This window comes from Fusobacterium perfoetens ATCC 29250 (genome assembly GCF_000622245.1).
Lineage (GTDB): Bacteria > Fusobacteriota > Fusobacteriia > Fusobacteriales > Fusobacteriaceae > Fusobacterium_B > Fusobacterium_B perfoetens.
Genome location: NZ_JHXW01000003.1, coordinates 14,257 through 33,814 on the forward strand (window position 1 = coordinate 14,257; position 19,558 = coordinate 33,814).

General features: G+C 25.3%; 15 protein-coding genes. 13 read left to right on the forward strand and 2 right to left on the reverse strand.

Going from position 1 to position 19,558, the window contains the following annotated elements; translation table 11 throughout:
* Positions 1-16: 16 nt before the first annotated feature.
* Positions 17-1,321, reverse strand: a complete 1,305-nt coding sequence (locus tag T364_RS0100060) for a PhoH family protein (protein ID WP_027127728.1) — start codon at positions 1,319-1,321, stop codon at positions 17-19.
* Positions 1,322-1,405: 84 nt separating this feature from the next.
* Complete coding sequence (gene ruvA / locus T364_RS0100065) at positions 1,406-2,002, reverse strand: Holliday junction branch migration protein RuvA (protein WP_027127729.1); 597 nt, start codon at positions 2,000-2,002, stop codon at positions 1,406-1,408.
* 186 nt (positions 2,003-2,188) lie between these two features.
* On the opposite strand from ruvA, the gene dusB reads away from it, so the two are divergent.
* The 13 genes from dusB to T364_RS0100130 all read left to right on the forward strand — a co-directional run bounded on the left by dusB (position 2,189) and on the right by T364_RS0100130 (position 19,501).
* Positions 2,189-3,127: a tRNA dihydrouridine synthase DusB gene (dusB, locus tag T364_RS0100070; RefSeq protein ID WP_035945148.1), complete on the forward strand. Its 939-nt coding sequence runs from the start codon at positions 2,189-2,191 to the stop codon at positions 3,125-3,127.
* Positions 3,128-3,132: 5 nt separating this feature from the next.
* Positions 3,133-5,748 carry a DNA mismatch repair protein MutS gene (gene mutS, locus T364_RS0100075; protein WP_027127731.1) on the forward strand — a complete coding sequence of 872 codons (2,616 nt, stop codon included), beginning with the start codon at positions 3,133-3,135 and terminating at the stop codon, positions 5,746-5,748.
* Positions 5,749-5,778: 30 nt separating this feature from the next.
* Positions 5,779-8,484, forward strand: a complete 2,706-nt coding sequence (gene lptC / locus T364_RS0100080; protein ID WP_027127732.1) for an LPS export ABC transporter periplasmic protein LptC — start codon at positions 5,779-5,781, stop codon at positions 8,482-8,484.
* A gap of 12 nt (positions 8,485-8,496) precedes the next feature.
* Positions 8,497-9,222: an LPS export ABC transporter ATP-binding protein gene (lptB, locus tag T364_RS0100085; protein WP_027127733.1), complete on the forward strand. Its 726-nt coding sequence runs from the start codon at positions 8,497-8,499 to the stop codon at positions 9,220-9,222.
* A 36-nt stretch (positions 9,223-9,258) separates the two neighbouring features.
* Complete coding sequence (gene alaS, locus T364_RS0100090; RefSeq protein ID WP_027127734.1) at positions 9,259-11,868, forward strand: alanine--tRNA ligase; 2,610 nt, start codon at positions 9,259-9,261, stop codon at positions 11,866-11,868.
* Between the two features lie 15 nt (positions 11,869-11,883).
* Complete coding sequence (gene ruvX, locus T364_RS0100095; RefSeq protein WP_027127735.1) at positions 11,884-12,306, forward strand: Holliday junction resolvase RuvX; 423 nt, start codon at positions 11,884-11,886, stop codon at positions 12,304-12,306.
* A 16-nt stretch (positions 12,307-12,322) separates the two neighbouring features.
* A complete protein-coding gene (gene secD / locus T364_RS0100100) occupies positions 12,323-13,546 on the forward strand; it encodes a protein translocase subunit SecD (RefSeq protein WP_027127736.1) in 1,224 nt (407 codons plus the stop codon).
* The gene (gene secF / locus T364_RS0100105) at positions 13,543-14,484 is read left to right on the forward strand and encodes a protein translocase subunit SecF (protein WP_027127737.1); all 942 of its coding nucleotides are present in this window, start codon (positions 13,543-13,545) and stop codon (positions 14,482-14,484) included. Before secD ends, secF begins: the two co-directional genes overlap by 4 nt.
* A 62-nt stretch (positions 14,485-14,546) precedes the next feature.
* Positions 14,547-15,620, forward strand: a complete 1,074-nt coding sequence (alr, locus tag T364_RS0100110; RefSeq protein WP_027127738.1) for an alanine racemase — start codon at positions 14,547-14,549, stop codon at positions 15,618-15,620.
* A 2-nt stretch (positions 15,621-15,622) separates the two neighbouring features.
* The gene (locus T364_RS0100115) at positions 15,623-16,798 is read left to right on the forward strand and encodes a class I SAM-dependent rRNA methyltransferase (RefSeq protein WP_027127739.1); all 1,176 of its coding nucleotides are present in this window, start codon (positions 15,623-15,625) and stop codon (positions 16,796-16,798) included.
* A gap of 9 nt (positions 16,799-16,807) precedes the next feature.
* A complete protein-coding gene (locus T364_RS0100120) occupies positions 16,808-17,347 on the forward strand; it encodes a CvpA family protein (protein ID WP_027127740.1) in 540 nt (179 codons plus the stop codon).
* 4 nt (positions 17,348-17,351) lie between these two features.
* Positions 17,352-18,428 carry an LptF/LptG family permease gene (locus tag T364_RS0100125; RefSeq protein ID WP_027127741.1) on the forward strand — a complete coding sequence of 359 codons (1,077 nt, stop codon included), beginning with the start codon at positions 17,352-17,354 and terminating at the stop codon, positions 18,426-18,428.
* Positions 18,428-19,501: an LptF/LptG family permease gene (locus T364_RS0100130; RefSeq protein ID WP_035945151.1), complete on the forward strand. Its 1,074-nt coding sequence runs from the start codon at positions 18,428-18,430 to the stop codon at positions 19,499-19,501. Before T364_RS0100125 ends, T364_RS0100130 begins: the two co-directional genes overlap by 1 nt.
* Positions 19,502-19,558: the final 57 nt, after the last annotated feature.

A 19,558-nucleotide genomic window follows, 5' to 3' on the forward strand; every position in this document is an offset into this window, starting at 1 on the left:
TCCTTGTAAAAATAAATTATAATAATTTTGCAGAAATTTCCGCTAAAGGAGAACGTTCTCCTTTTACAAGAGTAATATGTCCAATAATTTTTTCATCTTTTAATTTCTCTGCCATATAAGTAAGTCCATTTGTATTTGCATCAAGATAAGGACTGTCTATTTGGTAAGGGTCTCCTGTAAATACAATTTTAGTATTTTCTCCAGCTCTTGTTATAATAGTTTTTATTTCTAATGGAGTTAAGTTTTGAGCTTCATCAATTATAATAAATCCATTAGGAATACTTCTTCCTCTTATATATGTAAGAGCTTCAACTTTTAAAAGCCCCATAGTTTCAAGACCAGTTATAACTTTTTCTCCTGTTTTATCTCCTTTAAAATCACTTAAAAGCTCTATATTATCAAAAATTGGTTGCATCCAAGGTCTTAATTTTTCTTTTTCATTACCAGGCAAATATCCTAAATCTTTTCCCATTGGAATTATAGGTCTAGCGATATATAATTTAGAATATTTTTTTCTTTCAACAACTTGTTCAAGACCAGCAGCTATAGCAAGTAAAGTTTTTCCTGTACCAGCTTTTCCAACTAAAGTTACGGCTTTTATATCATCATCCATTAATAAATCCATAGCAAACTTTTGTTCATCATTTCTTGCCCTAGCTCCCCAAGCACAAATATCTCCATTGACAAATTTTTTTATTTTATCTCCAACAACTCTACCTGTAGTTTTTTCTTGTCCAGCCTTCATAATAAAGAAAAAGTTTGGAGATGGTTCAAAATCAAGATTTAGTTCAGATATATCTATTTTTCCAGTTTTATCATATTTATCAAATAAAGTTTTAGAAATTTCAAGTTCTAAATATCCTTTATCAAGTTCATCATACATAACTCTATCAGTAGAATAATCCTCTACTTCTATACCAATAGCATCAGCTTTTATTCTAAGATTTATATCTTTAGTTACTAAAATAACTTTTCTATCGGGATATTTATTTTTTATTTTTATAGTCATACCCAAAACACTGTTATCTGTAGAATCTTTTTTTAATCCTTCAGGAATAGAATCTTTTCCACTTTCAACTATAACTTTAAAGAAAATTTCATCAGGAAGTTCAACACCTTTAGATAGGTTTCCTTTTTTTCTAATTTCTTCAATAACTCTAGAAGCCATTCTAGCATTCATTCCAGTATCTTGCTTACCTTTTAATTTATCTATTTCCTCAATAACTTCTATAGGTAAAAAAACATCATTGCCTCTAAAATTATAAATTGAATTAGGGTCATGAATTAAAATATTAGTATCTAATATAAATATTTTTCTCATAAATACATACTCCTTTTTGTGTGACATTGATATTGTAACTTGAGTTATTTATACTAATATTCTATATAGATTAAAAAAATCCTTTTATTTTATTTGAAGATTTTTTAAAGTATCTTTTATAGCTTCTTGAATATTTTTATAAGATTTTATTTTATTTTTATCTATAATTTTATCAATATCCTTTTTATTGTATCCTAATCCTTCTAAAGCCATTATTAATTCATCTTCAATTTCATAATTAACATTTATATTTAATGATTGTTCAATAGACACAAAATCTATCTTTTTAATTTTAGATTTTAAATCTAAAATTATTTGTTGAGCTTTTTTCTCACCAAGTTTTGGAACATTTTTTAGAGTCACATAATCCCCTTCTAAAATTAGTATACGAATTGTTTCACAATCAAAAGAAGACATTATAGATAAAGCTAAAGACATTCCTATACCTTTCACAGAAAGTAACATTTCAAAAAGATTTCTTTCTCTTTCTTCTAAAAAACCAATAAGTTTGTATTCATCTTCTTTAATATAATTGAAAATAAAAAATTTAGTTTCAGAATTAGTATTTAATTTTTCATAAGTTCTAAGAGAAATAAAAATTTTATAACCAATTCCTCCAACATCTAACGCAATATAATCTAATTTTTTATAAGAAATAATTCCTTTTAAATATTCAAACATTAAATTATCCTCCAAAAATTTATTTATAAAATTATATCATAAAATAATTTAAAATTATATTATAAAAGAATAAATTTTGTAGATTAATTGAAAAATTTGAAAAAATATGCTAGAATTTAGTATTGTGGATAATTGTCAATAATGAAATAAAAAACCAATAAAATTATTGAAAAAAATGGAGGTTTAATGAAAATATATACAGCTCCTATGGCAGGAGTGACAGATTATACTTTTAGAAATATTCTAAAAGAATTTGAACCAGATATGATATTTACTGAAATGGTTAGTGTAAATGCTTTAGAAGTTTTAAATGATAAAACTATAAATAAATTGTTAAGACTTAGGGATGGAGAGGCTGTTCAAGTTTTTGGTGCTGATATAGATAAAATTATTAATAGTGCTCTTTATTTAGAGAGTAAAGGAGTAAAACAAATAGATTTAAATGCTGGTTGTCCAATGCCTAAAGTAACTAAAAATGGTTCAGGAGCAGCACTTTTAGAAAACCCAGAAAAAATCAGAGAGATTTTAACAAAAATGAGAGAAGTTTTAAAACCAGAAACAAATATTTCTATTAAAATAAGAGTTGGTTTTAAAGGTATAAAAGAATATATAAAAATAGCCAAAATAGCAGAAGAAGTAGGTTGTACTCATATAACAGTACATGGAAGAACAAGAGAACAAATGTATACAGGAAAAGCTGATTGGTCAAAAATAAAAGAGGTAAAAGAAGCAGTGAATATTCCTGTTATAGGAAATGGAGATATTTTTACAGCAGAGGATGCTTTGGAAAAAGTAAAATTTTCTGGAGTAGATGGAATTATGTTAGCTAGAGGAATGTGTGGAAATCCTTGGCTTATAAGAGATATAAGAGAAATTTTTGAATATGGAGAAGTAAAAACAAAAGTAACAGAAGAAGAAAAAATAGATATGGCAATAAAACATATTTATATGGCAAAAGAAGATAATGATAACGAGAAGTTTATTTTTGAAATGAGAAAGCATATTTGTTGGTATTTAAAAGGAATTAGAGGTTCAGCAGAGGCAAAAAATAGAATAAATAAACAAGAAGATTATAAAGAAGTTATAAAAATATTAGAAGAATTAAAAGAACAAATGAAAGGATAGATATGATAGTTGATGAAACTCCTTTAATGAAACAATATATGGAAATAAAAAAGCAGTATCAAGATAGTATTTTATTTTTTAGGCTTGGTGATTTCTATGAAATGTTTTATGAGGATGCAAAAATAGCTTCAAAAGAATTAGGACTTACTTTAACAAAAAGAAATAAAAAAATGGATGTACCTTTAGCAGGAGTCCCATATCATTCTGTAGCTTCTTATATAGCTAAATTAGTAAATAAAGGCTACAAAGTTGCTATATGTGAACAAGTGGAAGACCCAAAAGATGTAAAAGGTATAGTAAAAAGAGAAGTTGTAAGAGTTATTACTCCTGGAACTATTATAGATACTGAATATTTAGATGAAAAGAATAATAATTATCTAATGGGGATAATTATAAAAGAAAAAAATATAGTTATTAGTTATGTAGATATTACAACAGGAGAGTTTAAAACAACTAAAATAGTAGAAGGAAATTTAATATATAAACTTTTAGGTGAAATTAATAAAATTTTTCCAAAAGAGATAATAACAGATGAAAAAAGTTATTTAATACTTTTAAAAGAATTGGAAAATAGTAGAATTTTAGAAAAAATAAATTTAACAAAAATATCTTTTGTAAGAAATTCAGAAAAATATCTTTTAGAATATTTTAAAATTCAATCTCTAGATAGTTTTGGAATAAGTAAATCTGAAGAAGAAATTATTTTAATTTGTGCTATGACTTTAAAATATGTTGTAGATTTACAAAAAGGTAAAGAATTACCAATAAATAAAATTTCTTATGTAAATTGCAATGATATAATGGAATTAAATCTTACTACTCAAAGAAATTTAGATATAATAGAAAATTATAAAGGAAATAATACAGGAACATTACTTTGGGTATTAGATTATTGTAAAAACTCTATGGGAAGTAGATTACTAAAAAAAATAGTTAAAAATCCTACTTTAAATATAAATGAAATTAGAAAAAGACAAGAAGATATAGGATATTTTATAAATGAAGTTTTGGTTAGAGAAGAAGTACGTGAAAGATTAAAAGATATTTATGATATTGAAAGAATTATTGGAAAATTGACTTTAGAAACTATAAATGGAAGAGATTTAGTAGCTTTAAAGGAGTCAATAAAAAATACTTTAGAAATATATAAAATTCTTCTTAGAAATAATTCTACAATATTAACTGTAGATATAGAAAAAAGTGTAGAGATTTATAATCTAATAGAAAAAGTTATAGTTAATGAACCACCATTTTCAATAAGAGAAGGTGGGATTATAAAAGATGGATATAATGAAGAATTAGATGAATTAAGAAATATAGCTGAACATGGTCAAGATTATTTATTAAAAATAGAGGCTAGTGAAAGAGAAAAAACAGGGATAAAAGGACTAAAAATAAAATATAATAAAGTATTTGGATATTTCATAGAAGTAACTAAAACTAATTCAGAATTGGTTCCTGATTATTATATAAGGAAACAAACTTTAGTAAATGCTGAAAGATATATAGTTCCAGAATTAAAAGAATATGAAGATAAGATATTAAATGCAAAAAATAGAATAGAAAGTTTAGAATACTATTTATTTAAAGAAGTAACAGGAAAACTAAAAGAATATATAGAAATGTTACAAGAATTAAGTAATAAAATTTCATATCTTGATGTAATTTCTACTTTAGCTTATGTGGCAATAAAGAATAATTATATAAAGCCTGAAATAGTGGAAACTGGAGAAATGGAAATATTGGGTGGAAGGCATCCAATAGTTGAAAAATTAATTCCTACTGGAGAATTTGTAAAAAATAATGTTACTTTAAATGAAAATAAAAATTTTATAATTCTTACAGGACCTAATATGTCTGGAAAATCAACTTATATGAAGCAAATAGCATTGATAATAATAATGGCTCATATAGGAAGTTATGTTCCAGCAGATTATGCTAAAATTTCTTTAGTAGATAAAATATTTACTAGAATAGGTGCTAGTGATGACTTAATTACAGGACAATCAACATTTATGTTAGAGATGAGTGAAGTAGCTAATATACTAAATAGTGCAACAGAAAAATCTTTTATTATATTAGATGAAATAGGCAGAGGAACTTCAACATTTGATGGAATTTCTATAGCTTCAGCTATAACAGAATATATTCATGATAAAATAAAAGCAAAAACGATTTTTGCTACTCATTATCATGAACTTACTGAATTAGGAGAAAGATTAGAAAGAGCAGCTAATTATAGAATTGAAGTACAAGAAAAAAATAATGAAATTAAATTTCTAAGAGAAATAGTACAAGGAGGAGCTGATAAATCTTATGGAATTGAAGTAGCAAGGTTAGCAGGTCTTCCTAAAGAAATATTAAAAAATTCTAAAAAAATATTAAATATTTTAGAAGAAAGAAAAAATGTTATTGAAAGAAATTTAGGAATAGAACAAATGATATTATTTGGAAATAATAGTGGGATAAATATAGAAACTTCTAAAGAGGAAATTTTTGAAGAAAAATTAAAAGAAGAAGAGAAAAAAGTATTGGATTTAATTAGAGAAATAGATATAAATAATTTTACTCCAATGGAGGCATTACTAAAAATAAATGAGTTGAAAAAAATCCTAAATTAAATTTTAAATGACTTAAACTTAGGAGGAGGAATGAATAAAAAATTAAAAAATTCTATAATAGCTATAGGAATAATTTTGATAGTTTATTTAAATTATTATAAACCAGAAAAAGGTTTAGGTGTGATAAAAAATGTTATAGAGACAACTAATGTTGTATATGATACAGACGGATATCATATAGAAGCAGGAAGACAAATAGATGATATGGATTTAGATACAACAAAATTTGAAAGAGCTACAGCTAAATATGAAGATATGACTCTTTCAGGAAATAAAGCATTTATAGATGCTGGAAAAAATTTATTTTTAGAAGAAAATATAGTTGGAGATAATGGAAAAGGGTGGAAAATATTCTCTAATAAATTAAATTATAATCAATATAAAGATTTATTAGTTTCTAATGATGGAATAAAAGCTATAAATGAATTAGAAAATGTTATTTTAGAAGGAAATGAATTGATAACTAATAAAAAGTTTGATGTTATCAATATAAAAAAACAAGTAAAAATGTCTAATGATAAATTTTTAATAGAAGGAGATAACGGAGTTTATCAAGAAAAGAAAAAAATATTTACTCTTACAGGAAATGGAAAATTTAAAAATATTAATCCTGAAGAGAATAGTTTTTCAGGTGAATTTAAAAATGGAAAATATTATATTGATAAAAATAAAATAGAAATCAGAAATGGTTTTACAGGATATTATGGAAAAGGAGTTATACAAGGAAAAAATTTAGATTATAATAATCTAAAAGAGACTTTTATAGCTAATGATAACCCAGTAATAACAATTGATGGATATATAATAAATTCTCAAAAAATACAAAAAATAAGACCAGAAAGGGAAATTGATATAATTGGTAAAGTTAATGGAACTAATGGGGATATAAAATTTGTTGGGGATAATGGAATTTATAAAATAGATGAAAAGATTATTGAATTAAATGGAAATGTAGAGATAACTAATGCAAAAGGTGAAAAAATTATAGGAGATTCAGCAATTTATAATGTAGAATCTAAAATAGGATATTTTACATCTAAAAAAGATAAAGTTGTATATACTTATGAAGATAGAAAAGCAACTTCTAAAAATTTCGTTTATAATTTTGATAAAGAAGAGATGGAGTTAAAAGAAGGATATATTTATGAAGATAAGGACTATATAAGTATTGGACAACAAATGAATTATAATAATATAACTAAAATAGGAGATATAATTTTAGGAAATGTTATTTCTAAAGTAAATAATAATAAAATAGAAGCAGAAAAAATAATTTTTGATACTCAAAAGAAAGATTATTATGCTATAGGAAAAGTAAAAGCAACTAATAAAACTAATATTTTAAAAACAGATAAGTTAGAATACTATACTTCTAAAGATAGAGGTGCTATACCAAATGACTTTACTATAGAAAATTTAGAGGATAAAAGTATAATAACAAGTAAAAATGTAGAATATATTATTTCTAAAAATGAGATTCAAACAGATGAAGTATTTAATTATGAAACTTTAACTTCTACATTTACAGGAAAAGGATTAACTTATAATTTAACTAGTGAGTTAGGATATATTTTAAATGAAGTAAAATATGTAAGTAAAGATACTGAAAATATAATTACAGGAGATACTGGAGAGTTTAAAAAAGATGAATTTTTAAAGATAAAAAATAATGTAAAATTACTTACTGAAAAAGAGGAATTTTTAACTTCAGAAGCAAATTATAAATTAAAAGAAGAAGTTATAAAATTTGATAATAACATTACTTTTAAGACTAAAGATAATAAATTTAATGGACTAGTAGAAAATGGTATTTTAAGAAATAAAGAAAAAATATTTACAGGAAATAAATTTAGTGGTACAAGTGATAAAAATGAAAAAATAACTTCAAATAATTTAGAATATTTAATGGAAGAGAAAATTTTAAAATTAAAAGGTAATGTATTGGTTTATAATGAAGAATCTAAATTAAAAGGTAATGAAGTTATTTATAATACACAACAAAATACTATATTTGCAACAGGTAATGTTTCAATTGACCATCAAAACAATATAAAAATGTTAGCAGATAATATTTTATCAAATACAATAACTAGAGACATATTTGGAGAAAAAATAAGCATAAAAACAGCTACAGAAGAAATAAAAGCAGATAAATTTTCTGGAAATTCAGATAAATTAATATTCAATTTTGTAGATAATGTAAAAGGAAAGGTTGTTACAATGGATAAAGGAAAAAAAGTTGTAACAGACTTATCAGGAAAAAGTTTGAAAACATATTTTAGATTAAAAAGTGGAAAATATGAAGTTCAAAAAATCATTGGAAAAAAAGATACTATTATTTCAAGAGATAAACAAAATATAAAATCAGATGATATAGAGTATGATTTTATAAAAGGTAATATAATAGCTAGAAAAAATAATAAAATATATGCTGAAACAGAAAAAAATAAAACTTTAATTTTGGGAGAAAATATAAGTGGAAATATTAAGGAAGAAAAATTAAATTTAAATTCTAAAACAACTATAGAAAACATAGATAATAAAGGAGAAAAAACTATATTAATAGGAGATAGAGGAATTTTAAATAATATTAATCAAACATTAGAATTAATAGGAAATGTAAAAATAGAAAATAGTCAACTTATATTTAATTCAGATAGAGCTATATATAATAGAAATACTCAAAAAATAAAAGCATATGGTAAGTCTAATATTAATTATAAAACAAACAAATAAAAGGAGAAATCAATGATAAGTATAGAGGGACAACATCTATGTAAAACATATAAAAAAAGACAAGTTGTAAAAGATGTAAGTCTTAAGGTAAAAAAAGGTGAAATTGTGGGACTTTTAGGACCAAATGGAGCTGGAAAAACAACTACTTTTTATATGATAACAGGAATAATAAAGCCAGATAGTGGAAAGATATACTGTAATGATGAGGATATATCAACATTTCCAATGTATAAAAGAGCAAATTTAGGAATAGGATATTTAGCTCAAGAAGCTTCTGTATTTAGAAATTTAACTGTTGAAGATAATATATATGCTGTTTTAGAGATGAAGAATTTATCAAAAGAAGAGCAGAAAAAAATAGTTGAAGAATTATTAGCAGAGTTTAAATTATCTCATATAGCTAAATCTTATGGATATTCTTTATCAGGAGGGGAAAGAAGAAGAGTAGAAATAGCTAGAACAATAGCTAATAACCCAGATTTTATTTTACTTGATGAACCTTTTGCAGGAGTAGACCCTATAGCTGTAGAAGATATTCAAGATATAATAAAATATTTAAAAGAAAAAGGATTAGGTATTTTAATTACAGACCATAGTGTAAGAGAAACTTTAAGAATAACAGATAGAGCTTATATTATGGCTGAAGGAGAAGTTTTAATAAGTGGAACACCAGAAGAAATAGCAAAGAATGAGGTAGCTAAAAAAGTTTATCTTGGTGAGAACTTTAAATTAGATTAATAAAAACAAAATTAATATATAGATATTGGAGGAAAAATGTTAACAGGTAACGAAATTAGAGAAAAATTTATAGAATTTTTCGAGAGCAAAAATCACAGACACTTTGAAAGTTCATCATTAATTCCAGATGACCCAACTCTACTTTTAACAGTAGCAGGAATGGTTCCTTTTAAACCTTATTTTTTAGGGCAAAAACCAGCTCCTACTCCAAGAGTAACAACATTTCAAAAATGTATAAGAACAAATGATTTAGATAATGTTGGAAAAACAGCTAGACATCATACATTTTTTGAAATGTTAGGAAATTTCTCTTTTGGAGATTATTTTAAAAAAGAGTCAATAAGATGGTCTTATGAATTTATAACAGAAGTTTTAAAAATAGATAAAAATAGATTATGGGTATCTGTTTTTGAAACTGATGATGAAGCTGAAAGTTTATGGATATCAGAATGTAATTTTCCTAAAGAAAGAATAGTAAGATTGGGAGAAGATGACAACTGGTGGGCAGCTGGACCTACAGGTTCTTGTGGACCATGTTCAGAAATATATGTAGATTTAGGTATAAAATTTGGTGGAAATGAAAATTCTAGACTTGGAGATCCAGATACAGATGACCGTTTTATAGAAATTTGGAACCTTGTATTTACTGAATGGAATAGAATGGAAGATGGGCATTTAGAACCATTACCTAAGAAAAATATAGATACAGGAGCTGGATTAGAAAGAATAACTTCAGTTATTCAAGGAAAAGCAAATAACTTTGAAACAGATTTATTATTTCCAATAGTTGAAGCTATGGCAAAAGTAGCTGGAATAAAATATGGAGAAAATCCTAAATATGATTATTCTTTAAAAGTTATTGCTGACCATGGTAGAGCAGTTACTTTCTTGATTAATGATGGAGTAATTCCATCAAATGAAGGAAGAGGATATGTATTAAGAAGAATTTTAAGAAGAGCTATAAGACATGGAAGACTTTTAGGAGTAAAAGAATTATTCCTTTATAATATAGTAGATGTAGTTGTAGAATTAATGAAGGGAGCTTATCCTGATTTAGCAACAAATTTAAAACATATAAAGAAAGTAGTAAAAATAGAAGAAGAAAAATTCTCTAATACTCTTGATTTAGGAATTCAACATGTTATGAATGCTATTGAAGAGGCAAAAATTAAAGGGGAAGATTTTTTATCTGGAGAAATAACATTTAAATTATATGATACTTATGGGTTCCCTTATGAATTAACAGAAGAAATTTGTAATGAAAATCAAATAAAAGTTTATAAAAATGAATTTGACCAAAAAATGGAAGAACAAAGAGAACTTGCTAGAAATTCAAGAGAAGTTGTAATGGAAAAAGGACAAGATGCTTTTATTGAAGCTTTCTTTGATGAACATGGAAAAACAATTTTTACAGGATATAGAAGTACAAAAGAAACAGCAAAAATTCTTTTTGTAAAAAAATTAGAAGAAGATAAATTTATGGTTATTACAGATAAAACTCCATTTTATGCTGAATCAGGAGGACAAGAAGCAGATTTTGGTACTATAGTTTCTTCTACAGGAAGTAGTGGAGTTATTATAGATGTAAAAAAACAAAAAGATATTTTTATGCATACAGTTAAAGTAGTAAATGGAATTTATAATCTAGTTGAAGGAGCAGAAGTTAAATTAGCTGTTGATGAAAACAGAAGAGCAGCTATATCTAAAAACCATAGTGCAACTCATCTATTACATAAAGCTTTAAGAGAAGTTCTAGGAACTCATGTTCAACAAGCTGGTTCCTTAGTATCTGCTGATAAATTAAGATTTGACTTTAACCATTATGAAGCATTAACAGATGAAGAATTAGAAAAAGTTGAAAGACTTGTAAATGCTAAAATATCTGAATCAATATTTTCAACTATAAGGGAGATGCCAATAGATGAAGCTAAAAAATTAGGGGCTATGGCATTATTTGGAGATAAATATCAAGATATAGTAAGAGTAGTTTCTTTTGGAGAATTTTCAACAGAGTTATGTGGTGGAATACATGTTTTAAATACATCAGAAATAGGATTATTTAAAATTATATCTGAAACAGGAATAGCTGCTGGAATAAGAAGAATAGAAGCTCAAACTGGATACCATGCTTATGAAACAGTAAAATCTATGGAAAAATTAATAGATAAAGTTTCTAGAACACTAAAAACAGAATCAACTAAGCTAGAAGAAAAAGTAGAAAAAATTATGGAAGAATTAAAATCTTCATTAAAAGAAATTGAAGAATTAAAATCTAAAATAGCTACTTATGAAGTAAATTCTTTATTTGAACAAGTAACTGAGATAAATGGAGTCAAAGTTTTAGTTAAAGGATTTGAAAACAAAGAAAGTGATTCATTAAGAGAAATTGTAGATAAAGCTAAAGATAAATTAGGAAGCTGTGTAGTTGTTTTAGGAGCAAATAATGGAAAAGCTATATTTGCAGTTGGAGTAACAAAGGATTTAACTTCTAAAGTAAAAGCCGGAGAATTAGTAAAACAATTAGCGATATTAACAGGTGGAAACGGAGGAGGAAGACCTGACTTTGCCCAAGCTGGTGGAAAAGAAGGAAACAAAGTTAATGAAGTTTTAGAAGTAACAAAAAATATATTAAAAGAAAAACTTTAAGAAGAGGTATATTGAATGTATAAAAAATATATTTCTTTAGATATAGGAGATGTAAGAATAGGAGTAGCAAAATCTGATATTATGGGAGTTGTTGCTACTCCCTATGAAGTTATTGATAGAAAAAAAGTTAAATCTGTAAAAAGAATATCTGAAATTTTAGAAGAGAATAATACTAAATCTCTTGTAGTTGGAATTCCAAAGAGTTTAGATGGAACTGAAAAAAGACAAGCTGAAAAGGTAAGAGAATATATAGAAAAATTAAAAAGAAATATACCTAATTTAGAAGTTTATGAAGTAGATGAAAGAATGACAACAGTATCAGCAGATAGAATGCTTACAGATGGGGGAAAAAAAGGAGCATTGGAAAAAAGAAAGGTAGTTGATAAAATAGCTGCAGCTATAATTTTACAAACTTTTTTAGATTCCAAGAGAAAATAGTATTTGGAGGAATTTCATGAGAGGAAAAATATTCATGAGGGCTTTATTAGTATTGGTAGTATTAATGGGAGCTTTGTTTATTATAAAAAAAGAACCTATGAAATTAGGATTGGACTTAAAAGGGGGAGTTTATGCTGTATTAGAAGCTTCACCTGAAAATCCTAATGAACAAATTGATTCAGAAACAATGGATAGTTTAATTGAAGTATTAGACAGAAGAATCAACGGAATTGGTGTAGCAGAATCAGTTGTACAAAAAGCAGGAGATAATAGAGTAATTATAGAATTACCAGGTATTAAAGATACTCAAGAAGCTATAAATATGATAGGAAAAACAGCTCTTTTAGAATTTAAAATAATGGATGAGAATGGAAATTTAGGAGAAACTCTTTTAACAGGTGGGGCTTTAAAAAAAGCACAAGTTGGATATGGACAGTTAGGAGACCCTCAAATTAATTTTGAATTGAAACCAGAAGGAGCAGTTGAATTTGCTAGAATTACTAGAGAGAATATTGGAAGACAATTAGCAATAGTTTTAGATGGAAAAGTACAAACAGCTCCAGTTATAAAAACAGAAATTTCAGGAGGAAGTGGAAGTATAAGTGGAAATTATACAGTAGAAGAAGCTCAAAAAACAGCAATGCTTTTAAACTCAGGAGCTCTTCCTATAAAAGCTGAAATAGTAGAAACAAGAACAGTAGGAGCGACTTTAGGGGATGAATCTATAGCAGCAAGTTTAATAGCTGGAAAAGTGGGAATAGTTTTAATAATGGTATTTATGTTATTGTTCTATAGAATGCCAGGACTTTTAGCTGATATTGCACTAATATGTTTTGGAATAATAAACTTTGGGGTAATAAATTTTATAGGAGCAACCTTAACATTACCAGGAATTGCAGGATTCATATTATCTACAGGAATGGCTGTTGATGCTAATGTAATTATATTTGAAAGAATAAAAGAGGAATTAAGATTTGGAAATACTGTAAGAGGAGCTATAGCAGCAGGATTTAGTAAAGGATTTATAGCTATTTTTGATTCTAACTTAACTACTTTAATAATTACAACAATATTATTTATCTTTGGAACAGGACCTGTAAAAGGATTTGCAGTAACTCTTACAATAGGAACTTTAGCTTCTATGTTCACAGCAATTACAATAACAAGAGTCTTACTTGATATATTTGTAGAAGTATTTGGAATAAAAAATCCAAGATTATTTGGAGTAAGGGGGAAATAAAGATGCAAATAGAAGTAATAAAAAATAGTAAAAAATGGATATCTATATCACTTATATTTATTTTTATTTCTATAGGTTCTCTTATAGTAAAAGGATTAAACTATGGAATTGATTTCTCAGGAGGAAGTTTATTTCAATTAAGATTTGAAAATACTGTAAATTTAAAAGAAGTTAATTCTACTTTAGATAAAATTGGAAAAGAAATATCTCAATTTGCTGGAACAGGTAGAAAAGTCCAAATTTCTGAAGGAAAAGAAGTACTTATAAGAGTTCAAGAAATAGCTGAACAAGATAAAGATAAATTTTATGATAAAATTAGTGAAATTGGAAAATATGAAATAATAAAAGAAGATAAAGTAGGAGCAAGTGTAGGTAAAGAACTAAAAACATCAGCTATTTATTCTCTTTTAATAGGAGGAACTCTTATAGTAGGGTATATTACTTTAAGATTTGAGTTTATGTTTGCTTTAGCTGCTATTTTAGCGTTATTACATGATATTATAATAGCTATAGGTGGAATTTCAATTTTAGGATATGAAATAGATACTCCGTTTATAGCAGCAGTTTTAACAATTTTAGGATATTCAATAAATAATACAATAGTAGTATTTGATAGGATAAGAGAAACATTAAAGAAAAAAACAGATTTAACTTTTGGTGAAGTATTAAATAAAAGTATAAATCAAGTAATGGTAAGATCATTAAACACTTCAGTGACAACATTACTTGCTATAATATCAATATTGATATTTGGTGGAGAATCATTAAGAACATTTATCACAACTTTATTAATAGGAATGATAGCAGGGACATATTCATCAATATTTATAGCATCTCCTATTATTTATTTCTTAGAAAAAGATAGAGATAAAAAAGTAGAAAATTCAAAATATTTAGAGAAAGAAGAAGATGAATATAAAGAAAAAATAGTAGTTTAAGAATTAAATATAGATTGCCTTTTAATAAAAGGCAATCTATAAAAATTATCAGGAGATAAAAAATGAGAACTTGGTTAGAAATAAATACTAAAAATCTAAAGTATAATATTGAGAAAATTTATGAGAAAATAGGAAATAAAAAAATAATAGGAATAGTAAAAGCAAATTCTTATGGATTAGGATCAGTTGAAATAACAAAAGAATTGATAAAATGTGGTATAGATTTTTTTGCTGTAGCTACTCTTTCAGAAGGAATGGAACTTAGGAAAGCAGGTATCAAAGAAAAAATATTAATACTTGGTGGAGTATTTGATGAAGAACTAAGAGAAGTAGAGAAATATAATTTACAAATAGCTTTATCTCGATTTGAACAATTAGTGTATATACATAAAAATAATATACAAGTAAAATGTCATTTAGCAATAGAAACTGGAATGGGAAGAATTGGTGTTAATTCAGAGGAAGTAGAAAAAATAAAAGAGTATGTAAATGAAAATAAATTGACTAATATAATAGGTGTGTATACTCATTTATCTGTAGCAGATGAAGAGGGAGAAGATAATAGATTATATACAGAAAAACAAATAGAAAAATTTAATAATTTTAGTGGAATAGATACTATTGAGTATAGACACGTATTAAATAGTGGTGGAATTTTAAAATACTCTAATAAAGATAATGGAAATTATGTTAGAGTTGGAATAGTGATGTATGGAATTTGTGGAGAGAATTGGATAGAGGGGTTAAAACCAGTTATAACTTTTAAAAGTAAAGTTTTATTTATTAAAACTTTAATAGAGGATACAGATATTTCATATGGAAGAGAATGTACTTTAAAAAAAGGTGATATTGTAGGAACTATAGCTGCTGGATATGCTGATGGATTTAAAAGAGGAGCTCTAAATAAAATAACTGTTAAAATAAAAAATAGGGAATATACAGTTGTTGGAAAAGTATGTATGGATATGTTGATGATAAAAATTCCCAATGAATTAAAAGATGAAGTAAAAATAGGAGAAGAAGTAACTCTTTATGGGGAAGATTTAGTGGAAAAAGCTAAACTTTTAGGAACGACAACATATGAAATAATAACAGGAATAAACACAAGAGTAAAAAGAGTATATATAGAGGAGTAAAAATGGCACAAGTTATATTAATAAAAGATAAAGAGAAAAAAATTCAAAATTTTTATCCAAATGTTTTTAAGGATGAAATAAAATATATTCTTGGAGAAGTAAAAACAGGAGATGTAGTTGATGTTTTAAGAGAAGATATGTTATTTATTGGGCGTGGATATGTAACAGAAGGGACTTCTGCTTTTGTGCGTGTATTAACAACAAAAGATGAAAAAATAGATAAAGACTTTATTTATAAAAAGATAAAAGAAGCTTATGACAAAAGACAAAATTTAAAAGAAGAAACAAATTGTATGAGAGTATTCTTTTCTGAAGGAGATGGAATACCAGGATTAGTTATAGATAAATTTGATAAATATATTTCAATTCAATTTAGAAATTCAGGTGTAGAAGCTTTTAGACAAGAAATAATCAATGCTGTAAAGAAATACATGAAACCTAAAGGAATTTATGAAAGAAGTGATGTAGAAAATAGAATACATGAAGGTGTAGAAGAAAAAACAGGAATAATATATGGAGAAATTCCAGAAGAAATTATTATGGAAGATAATGGACTTAAATATACAATAGACATTATAAATGGACAAAAAACAGGATTCTTTTTAGACCAAAGAGATTCTAGAAAATTTATAAGACCATTTTTAAATGATAAAACTAGATTTTTAGATGTATTTTCTAGTAGTGGAGGTTTTTCAATGGCAGCTTTAAAAGAAGGATGTCAAAAAGTAGTAGCAATTGATAAAGAACCTCATGCTTTAGAACTTTGCAAAAAAAATTATAAATTAAATGAATTTGAAAATAAATTTGAAACTTTAGAAGGAGATGCTTTTATGTTATTAAAAACATTAATTTCTAGAGGTGAAAAATATGATGTAATAACTTTAGATCCACCATCATTAATTAAGAAAAAAACAGATATAAAAAAAGGAAGAGATTTTTTCTATGAATTATGTAATAGTAGTTTTAAATTATTAGATAAAGGTGGAATTTTAGGAGTAATAACTTGTGCTTATCATATTGGGTTACAAGATTTATTAGAAGTAACTAGAATGGCTGCTTCTAATAATGGAAAATTATTACAAGTTATAGGAATAAATTATCAACCTGAAGACCATCCATGGATATTACATATTCCAGAAACTCTTTATTTAAAAGCATTGTGGGTAAAAATAATATAAGGAGGTAAAATGTATTTAGATATAATAGTATTAATAATTTTAGGATTATCAATAATAGGTGGAATAAATAATGGTTTTATTGTTGAGTTTATATCAACTTTTGGTATTTTAATAAATTTATATATAACTCATAAATTAACTCCATCAGTTTGTCACATAACAGAAAGATATTTGACAAAACAAAATGATACTTATATTTATGCTATAACTTTTTTAGGTCTATTTATTATAATAGCTATTTTATTACATTTATTAAATACATTTTTAAAAAATCAACAAGTTCCATTTTTGTTTAGAATTTTAGGTGGAGGAATAAGTTTTTTAAAAGGTTTATTAATTTGTGGAATATTTTTAGTTTTCTATAATATAGGGCAAGAAAAAATAAAATCTTTATCTAAAATAGGAGAATCTAGTATAGCAAATGAATATTTTTTACAAATTACAGATGAAGTAGATTTTTATATTCCAACTGAACTAAAAGAAAAAATAAATGAAATTAAAACAAATAAAACAATAGATAAATATATGAATAAAATTATAGGAGAATAAACAGATGAAGATAATAAATGATTACATTTTAAAAGAAACAAAAATGTCAATAGTTTTTGGAATAACTCTGTTTACTTTTATATTTTTAATAGAAATGATAGTATCTATGATGGAAAGTATTTTGGTAAGAGGATTATCAATTATAGATGTATCTAGAATGATATCTTTTTATTTACCCATGATATTATCCCAAACTATACCAATGGGGATATTTTTAGGAATAATGATAACATTTGGAAATCTTACAAGAAATAATGAGATAACTGCTTTGAATTCAATGGGAGTATCATTAAATAAATTATTAAAACCTATTATTGGAATAGGAGTTGTAGGAACTATATTTATTTTCTTTTTACAAGAGAGTTTAATTCCAAGGTCTTATATAAAATTACAACAAATATCATATAAAATGATATATGAAAATCCAGTATTTCAATTAAAAGATAGAGTTTTAATTGATGGAATTTCAGAATATAAAATTTATATAGATTCAATCAATAAAAAGACTAAAGACGCTGAAAATGTCTTAGTTATGATAAATGATAAAAAATCAGAGTATCCTACATTAGTTTTGGGTAAAACAGCTTATTGGGAAGATGCTGCATTACTTTTAAATGATGCTGATTTTTATAAACATGATGAAAAAGGAAATGTTAGTGTAACAGGAAATTTTGAAAAGAAAAGAGTACCATTTACATCATATTTTGAGGATATAAAAGTAAAAATAAAAGATATAGAAGGAATGAATATAAAACAACTTTTATCAGAAATTAAAACAAGAGATAAAATAGAAATTTTACCATATATTGTAGAAATTAATAGAAAAATAGCTGTTCCAATATCAACGATAGCTTTAGCTATATTAGGAGTTTTACTTTCTATAGGAAATGCTAGAACAGGAAAAGGTGTAAACTTTGGTATAGGAATAATAGTAATATTTTTATATATTGTTTTACTAAATATAGGAATGGTTTTAGCTTATAGAAGTATAATATCACCATTTTTAGGAGTTTGGTTTCCAAATATAGTTTTATATATTTATACATTATTTTTATATAGTAGAAAGGTTAGGTTGGTATAATGAAAAAATTAGATATATATGTGAGTAAAAATTTTATAAAATCTTTTTTCATATGCCTAATTGCTTTTATAAATATATTTATACTGAGCCAACTTTTTAAAGTTTTTAGACTTGTAGGAGATGGAAGGCTTACTACAGGAGATGGAGTTTTATATATTATTTGTATGTTACCTAAAATAATAGTTAATGTAACTCCTTTGGCTGTTCTTCTTGGAGCATTGATGTTTATTAGTAAAATGGCTGGAAATTTGGAGGTTATATCTTTAAAAACATCAGGAATAAGTTTTAAAAGAATAGTTTTATTCCCAATAATAATATCATTTTTTATTTCTATATTTGTATTTATTGTAAGTGGATATTTATATCCAAAAGGGGAAAAGAAGATGAGAGAATTGAGAGGAGATGTAGTATCAACTCTTTTACCTACTCAGAAAAGAAATGGATTTATAAGAGATGAAAATAATAACTTATATTTATTAGATTACTTAAATGTAACTGATGGAAAAGCTAAAAAAGTAAAAATAATTGAGATGAGTGATAATTTTGAAAAAATTGAAAGAGTTATTTTTGCTGATAGTGGATATTTTGACAGAAATGAAAAAATTTGGAAATTAAAAAAAGTAAAAATAAATAATTTACAATTAGGAACTCAAGAAAATTTAGAAAGTTATTCTTCTGATGAATATAAAGAAGAACCAGAAAAATTTGTTACTTTATTAGTTGACCCAGAAATTTTAGATAATAGAGAATTAAAAAAGGAACTAGTTAATTTAAAAAATACTGGAATAGATACAAGAGAAGGAATATCAGAAATAGCTAATAGATATTCATTTCCTTTTGCAAGTTTTGTAGTTGTATTTTTAGGATTAGCTTTAGGAAGTAGATATGTAAGGTCATCTTCGGCTATGAATGTAATTTTAAGTATCTTTTTAGGGTATGGATATTATATTGTTCATGCTTCTTTTGAGGCTTATGGAAAAAATGGATATATGAATCCATTTATTTGTGGGTGGATAGCTAATATAATATTCTTAATAGTAGGTATTTATTTTATTCAAAAAGCTGAATATTAGGAGGAAAATTTGTGTCAGAAGATAATATAAAAGTTTATTCATTAGAAAATGGTGTTC